The sequence below is a fragment of the Microcoleus sp. PH2017_35_SFW_U_B genome, assembly GCF_020737865.1.
Taxonomy (GTDB): domain Bacteria; phylum Cyanobacteriota; class Cyanobacteriia; order Cyanobacteriales; family Microcoleaceae; genus Microcoleus.
Genome location: NZ_JAEQDE010000112.1, coordinates 1 through 18448, shown reverse-complemented (window position 1 = coordinate 18448; position 18448 = coordinate 1). Strand labels below are relative to the sequence as shown.

Genomic DNA, 18448 nt, shown 5'->3' with positions numbered 1-18448 from the left:
TCCGTTGGTGCCGCACCCTTAGAAGTATTGAAAGAGTATATTAGAAATCAAGAAAAGCCGTCCTAAAAGGACGGGGCTTGTATCCCATTTTCTTGGTCACTCAATCGCAATGAATGAATCCGTGTATGCAAAGCATCAGGCAACTAATACTCGTATCGCGACAATAGACAGCATGACGAATCGCCAATTGCCTCTAGAAGGTGCGCTCAAAGCTTTAGTAAGAATCGGAATTACGCCCGAGACGTTAGCACTTGTAAGTGAAATTTATGGGCTACAGATAGATGATTTACTGTCCTTGATTACACCTTGACATCTAACCCCCCTCCCTAACCTTATTCGCCCTTAACTGGGCGGTTTTTTGTACCTGTTCTCCCTCTATTCCCAGCTTGGCTAGCCAGCGCCGGAATAGGGGGCAGGCAAAACAAAACCCGTCCGGTTAAGGGCGGGTCATAAATCTTAACATTAGGGGCGGTTATGCCTCTTTTTTTTCGTTAAACTGAAAGACGAGATGAGCGAAAAATGAGCGGAAATCATCAACCAGAGATTGAGTGAGATTCCTAAATGGCGTAGCCATAAGCTGTCTGAGCAATGGGCGGAGAGAGAATCGAACTCTCATACCTTTCGGTGTCAGATTTTGAGTCTGATGCGTCTACCAATTTCGCCACCCGCCCTTTTTGGTGGTTTCACCATCATAACACGCCGATCGACTTTCTGCAAGCAAAGATTCATAATTTTTTGAACTTGCCCAGCGATCGATCTCTTTGGCGCGCAATACTGGTACAGGATGGGACAACTGAGCCGTTTGAGCTTGCTTGAGCATTTCCCCGAGTTCAGTGCTGCTGAGGTCGTCGTAGGCCCGCGCTTGCGCCAAAAACGCATCGAGATTCAGTTTCGGTGCTAACGTCGGCGAACCTCCGGCCAGTTTCATCAACACCGATGCTACCACTCTGGGGTCTTGGGTGGCGAGTAAGGCGGCGCGATCGCACGTAAATTCTGCACAGCGCAACCATTCCAACATTTGCGTCTGCAAACCCTGGGCGAATACGGTTCCCAAAGGCGAAATTTGACCGGCGGCCAATACAATTAAATTAGCCAGAGTCAGATAAACTCCGTGTTCGCACTTCAAATGTCCCAACTCGTGAGCGATTACGGCTTTCACTTCCTCGTCGGTGAGCAAATCAATCAGCGAAGTGTGCATCACCACAAACGGCTGTTTTCCCCGCATCGCAAAGGTGTAAGCATTGGGCATCGGATGCTGGCGGACATAAAGCTGCGGTACTTCCAAATCCAGAGTTTTGCAAGCATCCACTAGCAATTGATGCAGGTGCGGCAGTTGATTTTCGCTGACTAGGACGCTGGAAGCCAGATTTTCGAGCATGAAAAACTGTTCGCCAAGTTGTCCCAGCAACTGCCGCACCATCAAATCTAGTCCGGGCAGTTGTTTGAGCGCGTTGGTGGCTTCCAAGTCCAGCGGGTGCCGAAACTGGTCTGCTTTTAAACCGATGAGGGGGATGTTTAACATTTTAGTCAGTTGGTCATTGGGCAGTTGGCAGTGGTTATTTGTTATTTGTTATTTGTTATTTATTATTTATTAGTTCTCATAACTAATAAATAATAACTCTTCGACCCTTCGACTAAGCGAGCGGGCACCGCAAATAACCGACAACCAATAACAAATAACCACTAACTACTAACTAACAGTTTAAACTCGATCGCACGAGATTGACAGGAGCCTCAGCCGTCGCCGGGTCTGTGCCCTCTTTGACTCGTCGCAACTTGGCTCCCAATTTTTGGAGTTTCATCTCTAACTGCTCGTAGCCCCGATCTAAATGCTGCAAGCTGCTGATGGTGGTGACACCATCGGCTGCAAGTCCCGCGATTACCAAAGCCGCCGAAGCCCGCAAATCTGTTGCGACTACGGGCGCACCCGACAGCATTGGGACTCCGCGCACTACGGCGACATTGCCTTTAACGCGAATGTCGGCGCCCATGCGGTTGAGTTCTGCTACGTGGCGCAAGCGGTTCTCAAATACGGTTTCTTTGATCAAGCTGTCTCCTTCGCTCAGCGTCAGCAAAGCCATAAACGGAGCTTGCATATCTGTGGAGAAACCCGGGTAAGGCAGAGTTTCGATGTCTGTGGCGGTGTGAATTTTGCCGGGAACTATCCGCACAATGTCGGATTCTACGATAATTTTCGCCCCCATTGTCTGCAATTTGGCAATAACTGCGGTCAGGTGGTCGGGAATTACCGACGACAAACTGATTTCTGAGTGAGTGATGGCTCCTGCTAATAAAAATGTTCCGGCTTCGATGCGATCGGGAATAATTGCATAGTCTACCGCGTGGAGTTTCTCAACTCCCGAAATGACGATCGTATTTGTGCCCGCGCCTTGAATTTTTGCTCCCATCGCACGGCAGAAATTCGCCAAATCGACGACTTCCGGTTCTTGAGCCGCGTTTTCAATTACGGTTTCTCCTTCCGCTAAAGTCGCCGCCATCATCAAAGTTTCAGTGGCGCCGACGCTGGGGTAGTCCAAATAAATTTTGGCTCCTTTCAAGCGGCGGTTCGGCCCTTTGACGTAAGCGTTAACAGTACCGTGATCGATGTGGACTTCGGCGCCGAGAGCTTGCAAGCCCCGAACGTGGAGTTCTACGGGCCTCGCGCCGATGGCACAACCACCTGGTAATGGCACTTTGGCAAATCCCAAACGCGCTAGCAGGGGCCCGATGATGAAGAAGCTCGCCCGCAGTTGGCTGACTAATTCGTAGGGGGCTTGAGCATCCAGGAGGTTGCTGGCGTTGATGTCTAAAGTATCGCCATTCTGCTGTACTTTGACTCCTACAGCCGAGAGAATTTGCCCCATGCGGGCGACATCGACCAATGCGGGAACGTTGCGGATGTGGCAATCGTCAGGGCATAGTATAGCTCCTGCCATGACTACTAAGGCCGAGTTTTTGGCGCCGCTGATTTTGACGTGTCCTTTCAGGGGCTGGCGACCCCAAATTTGTAATACTTGTTGGTCGCTTTCTGGTGAAGCGGACAGGTTAGATGAGTTTTGAGCTGGTGTAATGGGTTTGCCCTCCATAATGCGCTTCGTTACTTTATACATTAGTGAAATACCCAAACTAAACGAAATACCGTTATAGTTCGGGCTTCGTGTATCGTTTGCCGTTGCTCTGTTGGGTATACCCATTTCTGGGTATTCGTCACTGAAGACGATCCAAGTCTGACACAGCATCTCTGGCTTTTTACGGCCTTTATCCCGACCTAGGGAATCCACGCAGAAGCCCTGTTTCCCAAGGCAAAAAACTATTTTCGTACAACAAACTTGGATTATATTTTATGGTGGGACGTACCTTACCAACCAGCGGTCTGCTCTTTCCCCTTTTCTCTCGCAGTTGTCCGGGGCCAAGCATTTTACTGCTACTGTAGCCTGTTGTTTGCAGTCGAGTGGGTGGGTCGCAACCACTTATATCTTAGACTTTTGAGGAAATTGTCGCTTTTTTTTCATAGACCTTGCTTAGCTTATATCCCAATGCTGAATTGAGTACAATTACAGCGTGGGACTTACGCCAATTGAGTTAATTTTGGTTCGATTTTACCGGAAAGTTTTTATATGTCCAGGGGGGATGTTAAGAATTCCTGGTATTATACTTGCTCCCATTGTGGCTGGGTGAGGGTTTCAGGTTACGATCGCACGAATAATATCGATCAAGTCCTATGGAGTTATCTGTATCAAGATTTACTTTTGTTTGTGGTTGTCGATCGAGATGCAGATGTGGTGCTATTCTCAATAAGCTATTTTGTAGTACGGGCCGATGGGACGATCGACAAAGGTGTAGGATGTCAACTCGATCGACAATGCCGAGAAGTTCGCACGTTGTCGATCGCCCCAATGCCTGTGCTAACCTGTGACAACACCCTAGAGCCAAAGTTAGTGCTAGCAAATGGTTCACATTAAGCGGATCGAACTAACTAACTTTAAATCTTTTGGCGGCACAACGTCCATTCCCGTGCTGCCTGGTTTTACTGTGGTTTCCGGGCCCAACGGTTCAGGGAAGTCCAATATCCTCGATGCTTTGCTGTTTTGTCTGGGACTTTCGACTTCTAAGGGAATGCGGGCTGAACGTTTGCCGGATTTGGTGAACAGCGCCCAAAATAAGCGCGGTACGATTGAGGCTAGCGTGACTGCTACTTTTGCGCTGGAAGATGTGGGTGATGAATGGTTCGCTCAGGATGAAGATGAGGATGAGGATGAGGTAGAAAAGGCAGCGGATGATTTGTCTGTTGAGTCTGTTGAAGCAGAAGACGTAGAAGCAGTCGAAATTCCAGAAACTGAAGACAACAACGGACAATCATCCAATCCAAAATCCAAAATCCAAAATCCAAAATCGGATGAGTTATCTGTTGAAGAAGTCGAAGAAATAGAAATCGCCACCAGTCAAGAAAACAACGGACAACTACTCGCTAACAATCGAAAATCCAAAATCCAAAATCCAAAATCGGATGAGTGGAGTGTGACGCGCAAACTCCGAGTCACTCGTCAAGGAACTTATACGTCAAATTATTACATTAATGGCGCACCTTGCACGCTGACTCAACTGCACGAACAACTTAACCGTTTGCGAATTTATCCCGAAGGTTATAACGTTGTTTTGCAAGGAGACGTTACTAGCATTATTTCGATGAATTCTAAGGAACGCCGCGAAATTATTGATGAATTGGCAGGTGTGGCTCAATTCGATCGCAAAATCTCTCTCGCACGGCAGAAGTTGGATGAAGTTAAGGAAGTTGAAGAACGCAGCGGGATTGTGGAAAAAGAACTGATTTCTCAGCGCGATAGACTGGCGAACGATCGCGCAAAAGCGGAAAAATATCAAAAGTTGCGGGCGGAATTTCAAGAGAAGTCGCAGTGGGAAATTGTTCTCAAGTTCCGTCAGTTGCAAAAGCAAGAGTGGAAACTGCGCGAACAAATCGAAACGGGCGATCGCAATTCTACATCTCTCACCGAACAATTGCAAGCCATTACCACCCAAATTCAAGCTGCAACCGCTGAACTTGACGCGCTGAATGCTCGCGTTAAAGCTTTGGGCGAGTCGGAATTGTTGGCTTTGCAAGCAAGTATTGCCACTCAGGAAGCGGAACGGCGGCAACTCCAAAATCGCAAACAGGATTTGGAAACAACTGCTGGACAAATGGCGGCTAATATAGCACAAACTGAGGAAGAAGTGCGGCAGTTTCGGCAAAGTTTGGAGCAAATTGAGATTGAAATATCCTATGTGATGTCTCAAATAGGTACTTTTCAGGAACAGCGCGACGCCGCCCAACAAAGTTTAGATCAGAGTCGGGAAGTTGCAAATGCGATCGCCTCGACGGCCGAAGTTTGGGTACAGCAACAAACGGAACTGCACCGCCAAATCGAGACAATTCAGCAAACTTTGGAGCCGCAGCGCACCGAACAAGCTACTATTGGTGAAAGAGCCGATCGCCTGCAAAGTCAAATTCAAGAACAAAACCAATCGCTGCAAGTATTGGAACAGGAAATTACAGCAAAAAAAAATCAGCAATCAAGCCTTGGGGAAACCCAAAAAGTTGCTGCTTTGCAAGTAGAATCGCTGAATCAGATTGTAGTCGCAGCCGAACAAGAATTGCAATTGCAACAGGAAACTCAAACTCGTTTGTTGGAAGAACAGCGGGAAAGACAGCGCAAGTTAGATAAGCTAGAAGTGCAGTTTCAAGCCCAGCAAGAAGCGAGCGGCACGTTTACTGCAAAAATTATCGCACAAAGCGGAATTGGCGGAGTTTGTGGCTTGGTGGCTCAACTGGGCAGGGTGGAACCGCGCTTTCAGTTGGCGCTGGAAATTGCGGCGGGCGGCCGTATGGGTAATATGGTGGTGGAAAATGACAGTGTGGGTGCTGCTGCGATCGAATTGTTGAAGCAAAAACGGGCGGGAAGGATGACGTTTTTGCCTTTGAATAAGATTAGAGGCGGCAGGTTTTCGGTGAATGAAAATTTGCGGCGCGCGGCTGGATTTCTGGATGCGGCTGTGAATTTGATTGAGTGCGATGCGCGCTATCAGGAGATTTTTGCTTACGTTTTTGGCAGTACGGTGGTGTTTAGCAATCTTACTGATGCCCGCCGCTATTTGGGACAGTACCGGATTGTCACTTTGGATGGGGAAATTCTGGAAACTAGCGGCGCGATGACTGGGGGAAGTTCTACTAATAGATCTACTTTGCATTTTGGTACGGTTGATGCTATTGATGCTGCGGATGAAGCGCGGACAATTGCTGCTTTGCAAGAACGTATTGAGGAAATTGAGCGGATTTTGGAACGGTGCAAAATTGCGATCGATCGCGCTGCTGTTGCTGTCAAAACTCGCAGTCAAGAATTGATGGAGGCGAAGCAGAATTTGCGCGAACATCAGTTGCGCTTGGAACAGTTGGAGTCGGAAATAAAGAATTTGCAAGCGCAACAAGAACAAGTGCGATCGCAAATTGCTAAAAATACTCAGGAATTGACTGATTCGCGATCGCGATTGCAGTTGCTTGCGAGGGAATTGCCCGCACAGGAAACTCAATTGCAGCAGTACCGCCAAACTTTGGCGCAGTTGGAAGAGTCGAACAGTCACAGCGAATGGCAGCAAATGCAGTCGGGTTTGCGCGCTCAAGAAGCGCAACTGCAAGAGCGCGAATTGGCTCTGAGAAACGCCCAGCAGCGCCAAGGAGACTTGCAAAATCAATTCGGGCGCTTGGAAGAGAAAATTAAGGAAGGCAGCGAGAAATTGCAGGAATGGCAAGTGCAGCAAAATGCGGGAACTGATGCTGTAAACCGGATTGTTTCGCAGCAGTTAGAACTAGACGCACAGATTGCAGCAGCTAAGGCGGCTTTGGCCCAAATTGAGGAGAAATTGGGTTTGGAGAAGGGAGAACGCGATCGCGCAGAATCGCAACTGCGAGAGCAACATTTGGCAAAACAACAGTTACAATGGCAGTTGCAAAAACTGCACGAAACTCAGCAAGAACGCCGGGAACAATTAGCCGCCGTCCGCACTCTCATGGAAACGCAGCGAGCGGAAATGCCCGATCCGGTGCCGTCGATTCCTGAAAATGTAGAGAAAGCCAATTTGACGGAATTGCAGCAAGAAGTAAAGGCGATCGCCAAACGCATTCAAGCTTTAGAACCGGTGAATATGCTAGCATTGGAAGAGTACAACCGCACTCAAGAACGCCTGCAAGAATTGAGTCAAAAATTGACGACATTGGCAGGAGAACGCACTGAACTTTTGTTGAGAATCGAAAATTTTACCACGCTCAGGCGGCGCGCTTTTAAAGAAGCTTTCGATGCGGTTAACGAGAACTTCCAGACTATCTTTGCGGAACTTTCCGAAGGTGACGGCTATCTCCAGCTAGATGACCAAGAAGACCCCTTCAGCAGCGGTTTGAATTTGGTGGCTCACCCGAAGGGGAAACCCGTACAGCGGCTGGCTTCTATGTCGGGAGGTGAAAAGTCGCTGACGGCGCTGAGTTTTATTTTTGCGCTGCAACGCTACCGCCCGTCTACGTTCTACGCTTTTGATGAAGTGGATATGTTTTTGGATGGGGCAAATGTGGAGCGATTAGCTAGAATGATAAAACGACAGTCTGAACAAGCCCAGTTTATTGTTGTGAGTTTGCGGCGACCTATGATTCAATCGGCTGAGCGTACAATTGGTGTTACTCAAGCACGGGGAGCTTATACTCAAGTCATAGGACTGAAGTTGTAGTCCCGGAGCGTCTGGTGATGAACGTGTTCAGTAATATATGTACTCAATAAATCAGGATTAAACTTAGAATGACATCAGAACAAATCTGCCAACGCTCCGATATTCTCGGCACTCAAGTCATCACCCGCGACAGAGGTAAACGCCTGGGTGTAGTTAGTCAATTGTGGGTAGACATCGATCGCCGGGAAGTTGTGGCGATCGGTCTGCGTGATAATATATTTGCGATCGCTGGACTACCAAAGTTTATGTTCCTCAGTAATGTCAGCGAAATTGGCGACGTGCTGTTGGTGGAAGATGAAAGTGCGATCGAAGATGATGTCGATGTTGAAGTCTACAGCATTTTGATTAACAGCGAAGTGATTACCGAAACCGGCGAACTTTTGGGAAGGGTGCGGGGCTTTAGATTCGACCCGGAAGACGGTAAATTAGTTTCTATCGTCATCGCTTCCCTCGGAATCCCCCAAATCCCCGACCAAGTTCTCAGTACCTACGAGTTGGGGATTGAAGAAATTGTCAGCAGCGGCCCCAACCGCTTGATTGTATTTGAAGGTTCCGAGGAAAGGCTGAGGCAGCTTAGCGTGGGTTTGCTAGAGCGCGTCGGTTTGGGACAAGCACCTTGGGAACGCGACGAGGAGGAACAAGGCTATTATCCCAAACCTGTGGCTACAGACCATCAATTGGGCCCGGGCGTGCGGATTCCTGCACCGGAAATGCGAAGCCGAGTAGCAGCACCCGTGGTAGAAGAGGTTCCTTGGGATGAGGATTCCCAGTGGAATCGCCCACCGGTACGACAGCAGCAGATGCGCGCGATGCCGCAGCCTCAGCAGATAGACGATTATGATGAGTATGAAGAGGATAATTGGGGCGGCGAGGACGATTACGAGGAAGACGAGTACGAAGAGAAGCAGTACAGCCCTCAGGTTTCTCGCCCGAAGGAGCCTGTCGTGGTGGAGTACGAGTACGAGGATGATGTGGAGGCGGATGCTTGGGCTGACGATGAAGCATCGAAGCCTTACCAGGCTCCTCGGGTGAATATCCCTGAGAAGACTAAGACTCCTGAGTACGAGGAAGAGCCTGGTTATTAGGATTAATCCACTGGTTGAAACCAGTGGTTTAACATAGGAAATCCCTGTCCGAGAAAATCCTGGAAAGCCCGCTGTTGCGGGTTTTGTTTTGATATTATGTGATGTGCAGTTGCGTGTTTGTAGTGAGGACTTTAGTCCTCATCTCAAAGGACTAAAGTCCTTTGAGTATAATTAAATTGCATTCATTAACGAGGTAAATTATGCCGCTAACTGCAACCGAATACAAATATGTGGAATTAGATGAGAAGAACGTTCCTCTCATCGCCGGAACCACAATGAAAGTGATTGAATTAGTACAAGCTCATATCGCTTACGGGTGGAGTCCAGCGGAGTTGCACCTCAACCACCGATATTTGACAATGAGCCAAATTCATTCTGCTTTTGCTTATTATTGGGATCACAAACAAGAGCTTGATGCAGATATGCAGCGCAGGTTTGAGTATGCCGAAAAGTTGCGATTAGAGGCTGGCGAATCTGCTTTGGCTAAGAAACTGCGTGCCCAGGGACTAATTAAATGAGCATAGCGCTATATATGGACGAACATATCCACTTGGCAATTACGGTGGGATTGCAGTTTCGGGATGTAGATGTTCTGACGGTTCAAGACGACGGTAGAACAGGTATGCCCGACACTATTATACTCGATCGCGCAGCCGAGCTTCAGCGCGTTGTTTTTACCCAAGATGAGGATTTTTTAGCCATAGCAAACCGTCGCCAGCAAGAAGGAATAAATTTTGCTGGCGTCATCTACGCTCAGCAAAAAAGTGTAACTGTTGGTGATTGTATTCGTGACTTGGAAATCATCGCTAAGGTTAACGAATCTGAAGATTTAGCTAACTGCGTGCAGTACCTGCCTTTGTAGCAAAACCCGAAATAGCGAGATCCCCAGTCCGTGATATCATATCCAGTATTTCATTGGCAATATTCCGGCCGGGGCAGACTTATTAAATCTCTACCTTATATTACAGATACTGGTTAAGTTAGCAAAGGATGTCATTGCGAGCGAGCGAAGCAATCGCAGAGACTATGACGCTTCTCGATTAACTGATGTGCGCGCGGAGCAATTGCTTGTTTAACTGAACAGTATTGGTTTATATTACAGATACTCGTTAAGCCATCCTACAAAAACTATAGATATAAATTCGATCCTGCTTTCGCTCTTTTTCCTCCTCTGAATCCTCTGCGCCTCTGCGGCTCACAAAAAAGCCCCTTCACAAATATATTTAATATCAGCTCAAAAAAAATGAACCGTCAATGCAGAAAACTGAAAAATCAAACAGGAATTTTAATCTATCTCTCTATACTGTTATCATCATCGCTTCATTCATAGCAGTAGGGTATAAGTTCCCGATAGGAGGCAACTTTCCCGAATTGCCACAAATCCAATCGCTGCTCAATCCTGAACTCTACAAAAATGACTATCACGTTCAGGAAATGGTTAAATTAAATCCGAGATACTATTATTATCATATCATTTATTTGTTAGCAAGCCTAGGGTTAAGCATCCCCTTAGTACATTTTATTTATCAATTCCTAGCCTTTAGTTCAGTTATCCTAGCTTGTCGGGCAATTATCAGAATATATACTAATTCACAACTGCCAGTAGCAGCAATGAGTTTCTTGTGTTTAGCCGCATCATTTACAGATGTGGGAAACACGCTGATATTTTCCACAAAATCAGTACCGAGTACCTTCGCAATGGGTGTCGCAATCTGGGGAATTTATTTTAGTTTGCGTCAGAAATGGTTGACTGGATATTTCTTTTTTGGACTGGCTTGTCTGCTGCAATTTTTAGTGGGTTTGCTGCCGGGATTGATGATGGTTCCGGTTTTACTGATAAAATCTGTAAGAGAGCGAAAGTTCAAAACGTTGATTTGGGCGATCGCACTTTTAGCAGCAATGTCAAGTATAGTGTACGTACCCATGTTATTGGCAGGTACTACCGGCACTCAAACCATCGACAATGCCGAGTTTGTATTCATCCACGCCAAAGTCCGCAATCCTCACCACATCCTCCCCTCAAATTGGACTATTGGGAATTGGTTCAACTTTATATGTTTCATCAGTGGCGGCTTGCTGTGCATCAAAAATACCGACTTACTCCAAAAAGAAGACAAGATTAATTTTTACATAATTGTTAGCACGTCAATTTTCGCGCTGTTCCTAAACTACGTATTTGTAGAAGTTTACCCGCTGGCTTTAATCGCCAAACTGCAATTGGCGAGAACTGTTCCATTTGCTCAGTTAATTATATTTATTGCTGTTAGTTTAACCATCGATAGGCTTTACACCAATAAAAAAATAGCTGTTAGCTTGCTGCTGCTATCTGTACTGACTTTGCCTTTTCGAGGTGTAATTTTCCTCGGATTATCAGTTTGGCAAACCAGAAATTACGTATTTCCCAAGAGATACAATATATTGCTGTGGATTTTTACAGCAGTAACGTTGATTTTTAGTTTGATATATCCGGTGACTGATTCGTGGGAAATAATCGGCAATCGCCTAATTAGCATACCTATCCTCTTTTCAATTCTTGCCTTGCCTTTCATTTTAGAACAAACATCTATATCTACACCACTCACACAAATAGTAACCCATATTTTAGCTTTGGCAACTACCGCCATCTTAGTTTTTGGAGTAGGAGGGATTTTACCAAAGCCAATGTTAGAAATATTTCAAAAAAGAGTTAATATTAATGTAGTTCCCAGCGACGACTTAAACAGATTAGCTTTACACTTTTCGCAAATTAGCAATCAAGATGCACTCATATTAATTCCACCTTCAGTTACCAGCTTCCAGTTTTACTCTCAGCGAGCTATAGTAGTTAATTTTAAGAACTTTCCCTTGACAGAAACAGGAATCAAAGAGTGGCAAAATCGCATGGAAGCCGTTTTAGGAGTTCCCTTAAATCCGCAAATGATTTGGGGAGGGAACGACTTATTCAGCCGTCGCAGCAGTACAGATTTAGTCAAAGTAGCCCAAAAATATCATGCCGATTATATCCTGACTCGCAGCGATTGGCATCCAAACATTGAAGGAGAAATAGTAGATAAACAAGGTAAATGGATAATCTTTAAAATCCGATAATATCAAATGTGTTTCAACCGCAATTTCCCGGCGAATAGAATTCGCGGCTATACAAACAAAGTCCGCGCAACGCGAGACTGAAGAAAAAGAGAGAGAATTTTACTCGTTACCAGTTCATTTAGTCGGGCGTTGCGCCGACTTTGTTTGTATAGAAGCGGTTTCAACCGCCGAATCTTATCAACAGTTAAATATCAAAACCCGAATCATCAATAATTTCGCAAATCTGCTTATCCACATAATCAGCAGCCACATTCCGCGCAATCAACTCAGCTAAAATCCCCAAAGAAATCAACTGCACCGACAGAATTGTACACAAAATCCCAAAAAATAGCAAAGGTCGATTCCCGATCGGCCCAAAGTGCATCCCGGCTAAATTCAGAAACCAAATCACAATCAAATAACTCAGCGAAAAAGTTCCCACCAAGCCAAAACACAACCCCAATCCGCCAAACAAATGACCCGGTTTGTGCAAATATTGCGTCGTCGCCAACACCGTCAACAAATCAATAAATCCCCGCGCGTAGCGTTCCCAGCCATAATTGGATTTGCCATGTTTGCGCGGATGGTGTTCGACAACTACTTCGCCAATTTTAAAACCTAAATTATTTGCTAATGCTGGAATATAGCGGTGCAATTCCCCGTACAATTTAATCGAATGCAAAACCTCCCGGCGATAAGCCTTGAAACCGCAATTCATGTCGTGCATTTGCACCCCAGTCAGCAAACACGCAACTGTATTAAACAAGCGGGAAGGTAAAGTTTTAGAAAGCGGGTCGTTGCGCTTTCTTCGCCAACCGGAAACTAAATCAAATCCCAATTCTAAATGATCTAAAAATTTGGGAATTTCGGCGGGATCATCCTGTAAATCTGCATCGAGAGTAAAGATAATTTTCCCTGCTGCATTGCGAAATCCTGCTGAAAGTGCGGAGGATTTGCCAAAGTTGCGGCGCATTCTTATCGCTTTAATTCGTTGGGGAAATTGAACAGCTAAATCGACAATTTCTCGCCAAGAAGCATCGCGGCTACCATCGTCTATGAAAATAACTTCGTAACTTGCGATTCCTGTTTGGGACATGACGATGGTAATTTTTTCAAACAGTAATTTCAGTGTTGCTTCTTCATTGTGAACGGGAATTACAAAGCTGAGATCTTTTTGCATAGCTGATTTTTGTAAGTGTTATTGATTAGAGAAGATTGCAAAAGTCCTTTTAATCATTTTTGGGGGACGGGCTAGAAGCCCATCCCACAATTTTTTGTTTTATTGTGGGATGGGCTTTGAGCATCGTCCCAATTATTTTTGCAAGATGTCTATCGCTTGGGAGTTTCGCAAAGCTACCCAACCTTCGCGGTTTTTGAATGAAGCATAGGCTGTCAATAATTTATCGGTTGGCGATGTTTGAATGTATCCTCTCCAAGCTGCGGATTCGTAGGCTACCCCAAATAAGTTAACTAAGTCGGGGCGGGGAAATCCTGACATAGCGAAACCTCGAACTACATTTTCTTGGTTGAGAATGACAATACATTTTACATGATTTTCGGGATCTCCTACCCAACCAATTACTCTGGCGGCGGCTGGTGCGAGTTTGGTGATTGTATCAAAATATCCGGGTACTCCGTCTTTGGGGGCTGAGAGTAAATTCGGGTCGATTTTTGTGTCTAATGCTGCACAAAAGTTGTATTTTTTGATGTCTCGATTGAATGGTACTAAGTTGTTAGTTTTTAAGGCATCGATTAACCCGACAAATGCGGCGGGTTTGTTTCCTACTCTCTCTTTAATTAGGGTGATGTCGGTGATGCCTAATTGCAATGATAGTGCTACTAGCGGTTGATAGGTTGCTCTGCGGGCGATCGCCATTGCAGTTTCGCCGCCCACCCCGTACATTAAAATCACGGCGGCTGTCACGACTGCAAACAGCGGTGTCAGCCATCGTCCTTGGATTCTCGGTTTCGGCTGCAACTCGCGCACCGCAAGCACTATGAGGATAATTGTACTCATCCAAAACAAGGCTGGGAGTGTGGCGTAGCGGGAAGCGGTAGCCTGTTCGACTCCAAATCCCGATCGACTAACTGCGGCCATTAAAGCCGTTTGCAGGGTGTACAATTGGATGGACAGCCAAGGCAGCCAATTTTGGCGATTTCCTACAGGATAGCCAAGCTGCACAGACTTTTTTACCAATAGCCAATAACCCACAAAACCCGTTACAGCAATCAAACCAATTATACCAATAATTGACGCAACAATAATGTTTTCGGTAAAAATACCCCCGAGATAAATCGGAATATATTCGAGAGTTTTCAGCGGATTGATTTTAGTTAAAGAAGGATGATTGGACGGAGTTTTGTAAGTTAAGAAATAAATACCAATCACCGCAATCGAAGCAGCAAAATACAAATAAGTTATCCGCCGAGGAAACCGAAGCACAATCGCAGCCCCACACAATATCGGCCACAAACCTAAAGGAGTGCTGTAACTAATACAACCTAAAATCCCAAAAACAATACTACCAATTACCCACTTGTTTTGTTGCCATCCCTCATTCCCAATCTTTGCCGGAGAATGAATACCTAAAGGTTGTGCTTCTCTGCTATTTAATAATAAATTAACATAGGATTGCAAACAAAATATCGAACAAATTACAAATAAATTAGCAATAATCCAGTGGACGCCACTGAATCCCCGCATCCAGTTGTGTGCCGCCGCCGGAGTAAAATTAAAAATAGAAATACACAGGATGACTGAGATAAATTGTAGTGGAAAATTCCTTAATCTTAAAGGTAGTAAAGCAATCAAGACATAGCACTGAATCCAAGCCAAAAACCAAGCAATCAAACATAAACCAATATTTGAACCTTGGGTGATAATAATATTCAAGCCATAGATAATCGCCGGAATCAAGACAAAATGCTCATTCGCCCGAAATATCCAATTAAAAGGATTTGTAGAGAAACCGTCTACTGAATAAAAATTCCAAGTCATCCACCAATAATCAAAATTAGACAAGTCTCCCGCTTGGGATATCAAGTACAAAATATATGACGCTGGTATGAGAATGCCGATAACTGAGGTGATAATTAAAACATATTGGTTCTTGATTTTCATGAATTCGGAGATAGATATTTTTAAAGATTTACTCAATTATTTATTTCACTTATTTAATGGTTGTTAGCCCCTACCTAGAAGGCAAATTGTTTTTAAGGCGGGGTTTAAATCCCGTCTTAAAAACTTCGGGCATCTGTCACTCGCACATCTGTCAACTGTCAACTGTCAACTGTCAACTGTTTAACCAGCATTTGTCTGAGCCCTTGCCGCCAGTGGGGAGGATAGGTTCCCAGAAGTGCTGATATTTTTACTGTGGAAAGTACAGAAAAAGCGGGACGTTTTGCGGGTGTGGGATATTCGGCGGTGGTGATGGGAATTACGCGCTTAATTTTGAGGGGAAAGCCGAGTTTCTCTGCTTCTTCAAAAATGGCGATCGCAAAATCGTACCAACTACACACACCGCTGTTAGTATACTGGTAAGTCCCAAAACTTTCTAGCCCAAGCAGAGGGATGATTTGGGCAGTTGCAGCCCCCAAATCTGCCGTCGAAGTTGGACTTCCAATCTGATCTGCTACTACCCGAAGTTCTTCCCTATCTTTGCCCAATCTCAGCATGGTTTTGACAAAGTTGCCTTTGCCGCCGTTACCGTAAACCCAGGCGGTTCTAATAATAATATGTCGGTTTCCCGCTTTTCTAATTGCTTCCTCGCCTGCTAATTTGGACTTCCCGTAAATTCCCAATGGGTTTGTAGAATCTGTTTCGAGATAGGCAGAACCGCTGCTACCATCAAATACGTAATCAGTGGAAAAGTGGATTAAACTTGCTCCCAGTTTCTCACATTCTTCGGCGAAGATTCCGGGTGCGATACCGTTGACTGCGTGGGCTAAGTCTGCTTCGGTTTCGGCTTTGTCCACCGCAGTGTAAGCGCCGGCATTCACTACTACATCCGGTTGAATGTCAGCCATTGCTTGACGGATGGTTTCGGGTTGGGATAAATCGACGGAAGTGCGATCGACTGAAATGACCTCTCCCACAGATAATAGTATGGGCTGTAATTCTTGAGCTAGCTGTCCGCTACCGCCTGCGAGTAAAATTTTCATTATCTAAAACACTTGAGCTCTTTTCAATGTTTGTCCGGCTTTGTCTTTAGGTGATAAAATTGGTTCGGCACCATCTAGCGGCCAGGCGATCGCCAAATCAGGATCATTCCATACAATACACCGCTCGTGTCCCGGTGCATAGTAGTCTGTAGTTTTGTACAAAACCTCAGCAATGTCTGATACTACTAAAAAACCGTGAGCAAATCCCGCCGGCACCCAAAATTGCCGCTTATTTTCAGCACTAATCAAACAGCCCACCCACTGTCCGAAAGTCGGCGAACTTTTTCTAATATCCACCGCCACATCATATATTTCGCCCGCAACAACCCGCAGCAATTTACCTTGAGGGTGCTGCATTTGGTAGTGCAAACCGCGCAGCACATTTTTAGAAGACTTGGAATGATTGTCTTGCACAAAATCTGCCGTCACGCCTGTTTTTTCGACAAAAGCTTGGTGATTGAAACTCTCAAAAAAGAAACCGCGATCGTCTCCGAAAATTTTAGGCTCAATTATCAGAACATCCGGTATTTCTGTAGATATAACATTCATAGTTGGCTGTATCGCGTGATAAACTTATACTCAGTCTATGCTATCTTACTATGAAAACTGACACATATCTCAAAAAATTGTATGCAAACCGATTTGATTCCCGACAGATGCAAGCCAAGGTGGCACTTTGGAAAGTTTTAATTGACGAATTTTTACAAGATTATGTTCCTCCAGAATCGGCTGTTTTAGATATTGGCGGCGGTTACTGCGAGTTTATCAATCAAATTCGAGCGGGCGAAAAATGTTTAATTGACCTGAATCCCGATTCCAAGTTATTTGCTGATGCTGATGTCAAGGTGCTGAATATTGATGTGCTTAATTTAGATAATTATACTTCTTTTAACGAACAGTTCGATCGCATTTTTATCTCGAACTTTTTTGAACATCTCCGCAGCAAAGAAGAACTTATCCAAATTATCTCATTTTGCTTTGAAGCACTGAAGCCGGAGAGTTCTCTCTTAGTTATCCAACCAAATTTTAAATATTCTTTCAAAGAGTATTACGATTTTATCGACCATCAATTACCGATTACCCATTTATCGCTGCAAGAGCTTTTACAAACTGTCGGGTTTGAAATAGACCTAATTATACCGAGGTTTTTACCATTTTCGACGAAAGGGCGGCCGGCTTCGCCTTTGATGTTAAAAATTTACTTGAAATTGCCTTTTTTGTGGCGGTTTTTGGGAGGGCAAATGTTTGTTAAAGCATCGAAACGAAACAATTGAGGCAAAAACTCACGATCGCAATATTATGCCCGATCCGACTGAATTCGATCGCCAATAAGTGCGATCGCCCTTAATATTATACCAGAACAGGTTGATGAAATTAGGTAGAAACCGGGTTTTTGGCAAAATCCCCATCGCAGCCTTAAATCTCCGAAAAACCCGGTTTCTTTAAATTTGATCGCCCTCCAAAATCTGCCGGGGCGGGTTTATGAAATCAATCGTATTGTATCGTAAACCTTGGCGAACCCGCCCCTACGAAAATCAGATAAAAATTGGTTCAATCGCCCGAATTTAACATCATAAAATGTTCGGTAAATTCACAATTATTGTAGGGGCGGGTTCGCCAAGATATCCGATCGAAACTATCAATCTATGAAACCCGCCCCCACCCAACAAATAAGCCCGTGAAGCGAAGCTATCCCGTAGGGAATCGCCCTTATTATTGCATCTCTACAAATCTGGATCGCACACAGCCCCTAAAGATGCGATCGTCGCTTTTTCAGCCTCCGTCAAACCCGTAACGCCCGCGATATTCATACCCTCATAAGGTCCTTCAGCTATCAGCGTTTTGATGCACTCACCAGTCTTGACATCCCAAAGCTTAATAGTTGCATCAAAGCTGCCACTAGCCAAAATTTTACCGTCTGGACTGAATGCAACTGAACTTGCAGTATCGCTATGACCTTGAAAAGTTTGAAGGCATTCACCGCTGTGGCAATCCCATAATTTTATAGTGCGATCGGCACTGCTACTAGCCAGGGTTTTACCATCTGGACTAAATGCAATCGACCATACAAAATTGCTATGACCTTGCCAAGTTTCAAGGCATTCACCGCTATGGCAATCCCACAACTTTACAGTTCGATCGGCACTGCTACTAGCCAGGGTTTTACCATCTGGACTAAATGCAATCGACCATACAAAATTGCTATGACCTTGCCAAGTCTCAAGGGATTCACCACTGTGGCAATCCCACAACTTTACAGTTCGATCGGCACTGCTACTAGCCAAAGTTTTACCGTCTGGACTAAAGGCAACTGAATTTACCAAATCGCTGTGACCTTGCCAAGTTTGGAGGCATTCACCAGTTTGGCA

Annotated in this window: 15 protein-coding genes and 1 tRNA gene; 7 read left to right on the top strand and 9 right to left on the bottom strand. The window is 45.2% G+C overall.

Annotation, left to right across the window (positions count from 1 at the left end):
* Window positions 1-589 precede the first annotated feature (589 nt).
* From JGK36_RS27925 to murA, 3 genes are all read right to left on the bottom strand, one after another.
* Window positions 590-671 (bottom strand) — tRNA-Leu (locus tag JGK36_RS27925).
* The gene (locus tag JGK36_RS27920) at window positions 650-1522 is read right to left on the bottom strand and encodes a M48 family metallopeptidase (protein WP_293185972.1); all 873 of its coding nucleotides are present in this window, start codon (window positions 1520-1522) and stop codon (window positions 650-652) included. Before JGK36_RS27920 ends, JGK36_RS27925 begins: the two co-directional genes overlap by 22 nt.
* Window positions 1523-1694: 172 nt before the next feature.
* Window positions 1695-3110 (bottom strand): UDP-N-acetylglucosamine 1-carboxyvinyltransferase, encoded by a 1416-nt coding sequence (gene murA / locus JGK36_RS27915; protein ID WP_293185975.1) that lies wholly within the window; start codon window positions 3108-3110, stop codon window positions 1695-1697.
* A 507-nt stretch (window positions 3111-3617) separates the two neighbouring features.
* Between murA and JGK36_RS27910 the strand changes: the two genes are divergently transcribed.
* From JGK36_RS27910 to JGK36_RS27885, 6 genes are all read left to right on the top strand, one after another.
* Window positions 3618-3962: a hypothetical protein gene (locus tag JGK36_RS27910; protein ID WP_293185971.1), complete on the top strand. Its 345-nt coding sequence runs from the start codon at window positions 3618-3620 to the stop codon at window positions 3960-3962.
* A complete protein-coding gene (gene smc / locus JGK36_RS27905; RefSeq protein ID WP_293198739.1) occupies window positions 3949-7767 on the top strand; it encodes a chromosome segregation protein SMC in 3819 nt (1272 codons plus the stop codon). Before JGK36_RS27910 ends, smc begins: the two co-directional genes overlap by 14 nt.
* A 68-nt stretch (window positions 7768-7835) precedes the next feature.
* On the top strand, window positions 7836-8852 hold the full coding sequence (locus JGK36_RS27900; protein ID WP_293185969.1) for a PRC-barrel domain-containing protein: 1017 nt from the start codon (window positions 7836-7838) through the stop codon (window positions 8850-8852).
* Between the two features lie 200 nt (window positions 8853-9052).
* The gene (locus JGK36_RS27895; RefSeq protein ID WP_293185968.1) at window positions 9053-9370 is read left to right on the top strand and encodes a DUF433 domain-containing protein; all 318 of its coding nucleotides are present in this window, start codon (window positions 9053-9055) and stop codon (window positions 9368-9370) included.
* Window positions 9367-9714, top strand: coding sequence for a DUF5615 family PIN-like protein (locus JGK36_RS27890; protein WP_293185967.1), 348 nt, complete (start codon window positions 9367-9369; stop codon window positions 9712-9714). The genes JGK36_RS27895 and JGK36_RS27890 overlap by 4 nt, the downstream gene beginning before the upstream one ends.
* 392 nt (window positions 9715-10106) lie before the next feature.
* Entirely contained in the window at window positions 10107-11939 is a 1833-nt protein-coding gene (locus JGK36_RS27885; RefSeq protein ID WP_293198741.1) for a DUF6798 domain-containing protein, read from the top strand.
* A 184-nt stretch (window positions 11940-12123) separates the two neighbouring features.
* Here JGK36_RS27885 and JGK36_RS27880 read toward each other — a convergent pair whose 3' ends face one another.
* From JGK36_RS27880 to rfbC, 4 genes are all read right to left on the bottom strand, one after another.
* On the bottom strand, window positions 12124-13098 hold the full coding sequence (locus JGK36_RS27880) for a glycosyltransferase family 2 protein (RefSeq protein ID WP_293198743.1): 975 nt from the start codon (window positions 13096-13098) through the stop codon (window positions 12124-12126).
* 132 nt (window positions 13099-13230) lie between these two features.
* Window positions 13231-15039 (bottom strand): hypothetical protein, encoded by a 1809-nt coding sequence (locus JGK36_RS27875; protein ID WP_293198745.1) that lies wholly within the window; start codon window positions 15037-15039, stop codon window positions 13231-13233.
* A gap of 158 nt (window positions 15040-15197) precedes the next feature.
* On the bottom strand, window positions 15198-16079 hold the full coding sequence (rfbD, locus tag JGK36_RS27870) for a dTDP-4-dehydrorhamnose reductase (RefSeq protein WP_293198747.1): 882 nt from the start codon (window positions 16077-16079) through the stop codon (window positions 15198-15200).
* A gap of 3 nt (window positions 16080-16082) precedes the next feature.
* Complete coding sequence (gene rfbC, locus JGK36_RS27865) at window positions 16083-16628, bottom strand: dTDP-4-dehydrorhamnose 3,5-epimerase (protein WP_293198749.1); 546 nt, start codon at window positions 16626-16628, stop codon at window positions 16083-16085.
* Window positions 16629-16678: 50 nt separating this feature from the next.
* Between rfbC and JGK36_RS27860 the strand changes: the two genes are divergently transcribed.
* Window positions 16679-17353, top strand: a complete 675-nt coding sequence (locus tag JGK36_RS27860) for a methyltransferase (protein WP_293198751.1) — start codon at window positions 16679-16681, stop codon at window positions 17351-17353.
* A 9-nt stretch (window positions 17354-17362) separates the two neighbouring features.
* On the opposite strand, the gene JGK36_RS27855 is transcribed toward JGK36_RS27860, so the two are convergent.
* Together JGK36_RS27855 and JGK36_RS27850 are read right to left on the bottom strand one after the other, a co-directional pair.
* Entirely contained in the window at window positions 17363-17488 is a 126-nt protein-coding gene (locus tag JGK36_RS27855) for a hypothetical protein (RefSeq protein ID WP_293185956.1), read from the bottom strand.
* Between the two features lie 315 nt (window positions 17489-17803).
* On the bottom strand, window positions 17804-18448 hold a 645-nt coding region (locus JGK36_RS27850; protein ID WP_293198753.1), incomplete at its 5' end, for a WD40 repeat domain-containing protein.

Coding starts and splice junctions, on each gene's coding strand:
- JGK36_RS27860 (WP_293198751.1), top strand. CDS start 16,679: ATGAAAACTGACACATATCTCAAAAAATTGTATGCAAACCGATTTGAT.
- JGK36_RS27855 (WP_293185956.1), bottom strand. CDS start 17,488: ATGGGGATTTTGCCAAAAACCCGGTTTCTACCTAATTTCATCAACCTG.
- JGK36_RS27875 (WP_293198745.1), bottom strand. CDS start 15,039: ATGAAAATCAAGAACCAATATGTTTTAATTATCACCTCAGTTATCGGC.
- rfbC (WP_293198749.1), bottom strand. CDS start 16,628: ATGAATGTTATATCTACAGAAATACCGGATGTTCTGATAATTGAGCCT.
- JGK36_RS27880 (WP_293198743.1), bottom strand. CDS start 13,098: ATGCAAAAAGATCTCAGCTTTGTAATTCCCGTTCACAATGAAGAAGCA.
- JGK36_RS27900 (WP_293185969.1), top strand. CDS start 7,836: ATGACATCAGAACAAATCTGCCAACGCTCCGATATTCTCGGCACTCAA.
- JGK36_RS27920 (WP_293185972.1), bottom strand. CDS start 1,522: ATGTTAAACATCCCCCTCATCGGTTTAAAAGCAGACCAGTTTCGGCAC.
- JGK36_RS27885 (WP_293198741.1), top strand. CDS start 10,107: ATGCAGAAAACTGAAAAATCAAACAGGAATTTTAATCTATCTCTCTAT.
- murA (WP_293185975.1), bottom strand. CDS start 3,110: ATGTATAAAGTAACGAAGCGCATTATGGAGGGCAAACCCATTACACCA.
- JGK36_RS27895 (WP_293185968.1), top strand. CDS start 9,053: ATGCCGCTAACTGCAACCGAATACAAATATGTGGAATTAGATGAGAAG.
- smc (WP_293198739.1), top strand. CDS start 3,949: ATGGTTCACATTAAGCGGATCGAACTAACTAACTTTAAATCTTTTGGC.
- JGK36_RS27910 (WP_293185971.1), top strand. CDS start 3,618: ATGTCCAGGGGGGATGTTAAGAATTCCTGGTATTATACTTGCTCCCAT.
- rfbD (WP_293198747.1), bottom strand. CDS start 16,079: ATGAAAATTTTACTCGCAGGCGGTAGCGGACAGCTAGCTCAAGAATTA.
- JGK36_RS27890 (WP_293185967.1), top strand. CDS start 9,367: ATGAGCATAGCGCTATATATGGACGAACATATCCACTTGGCAATTACG.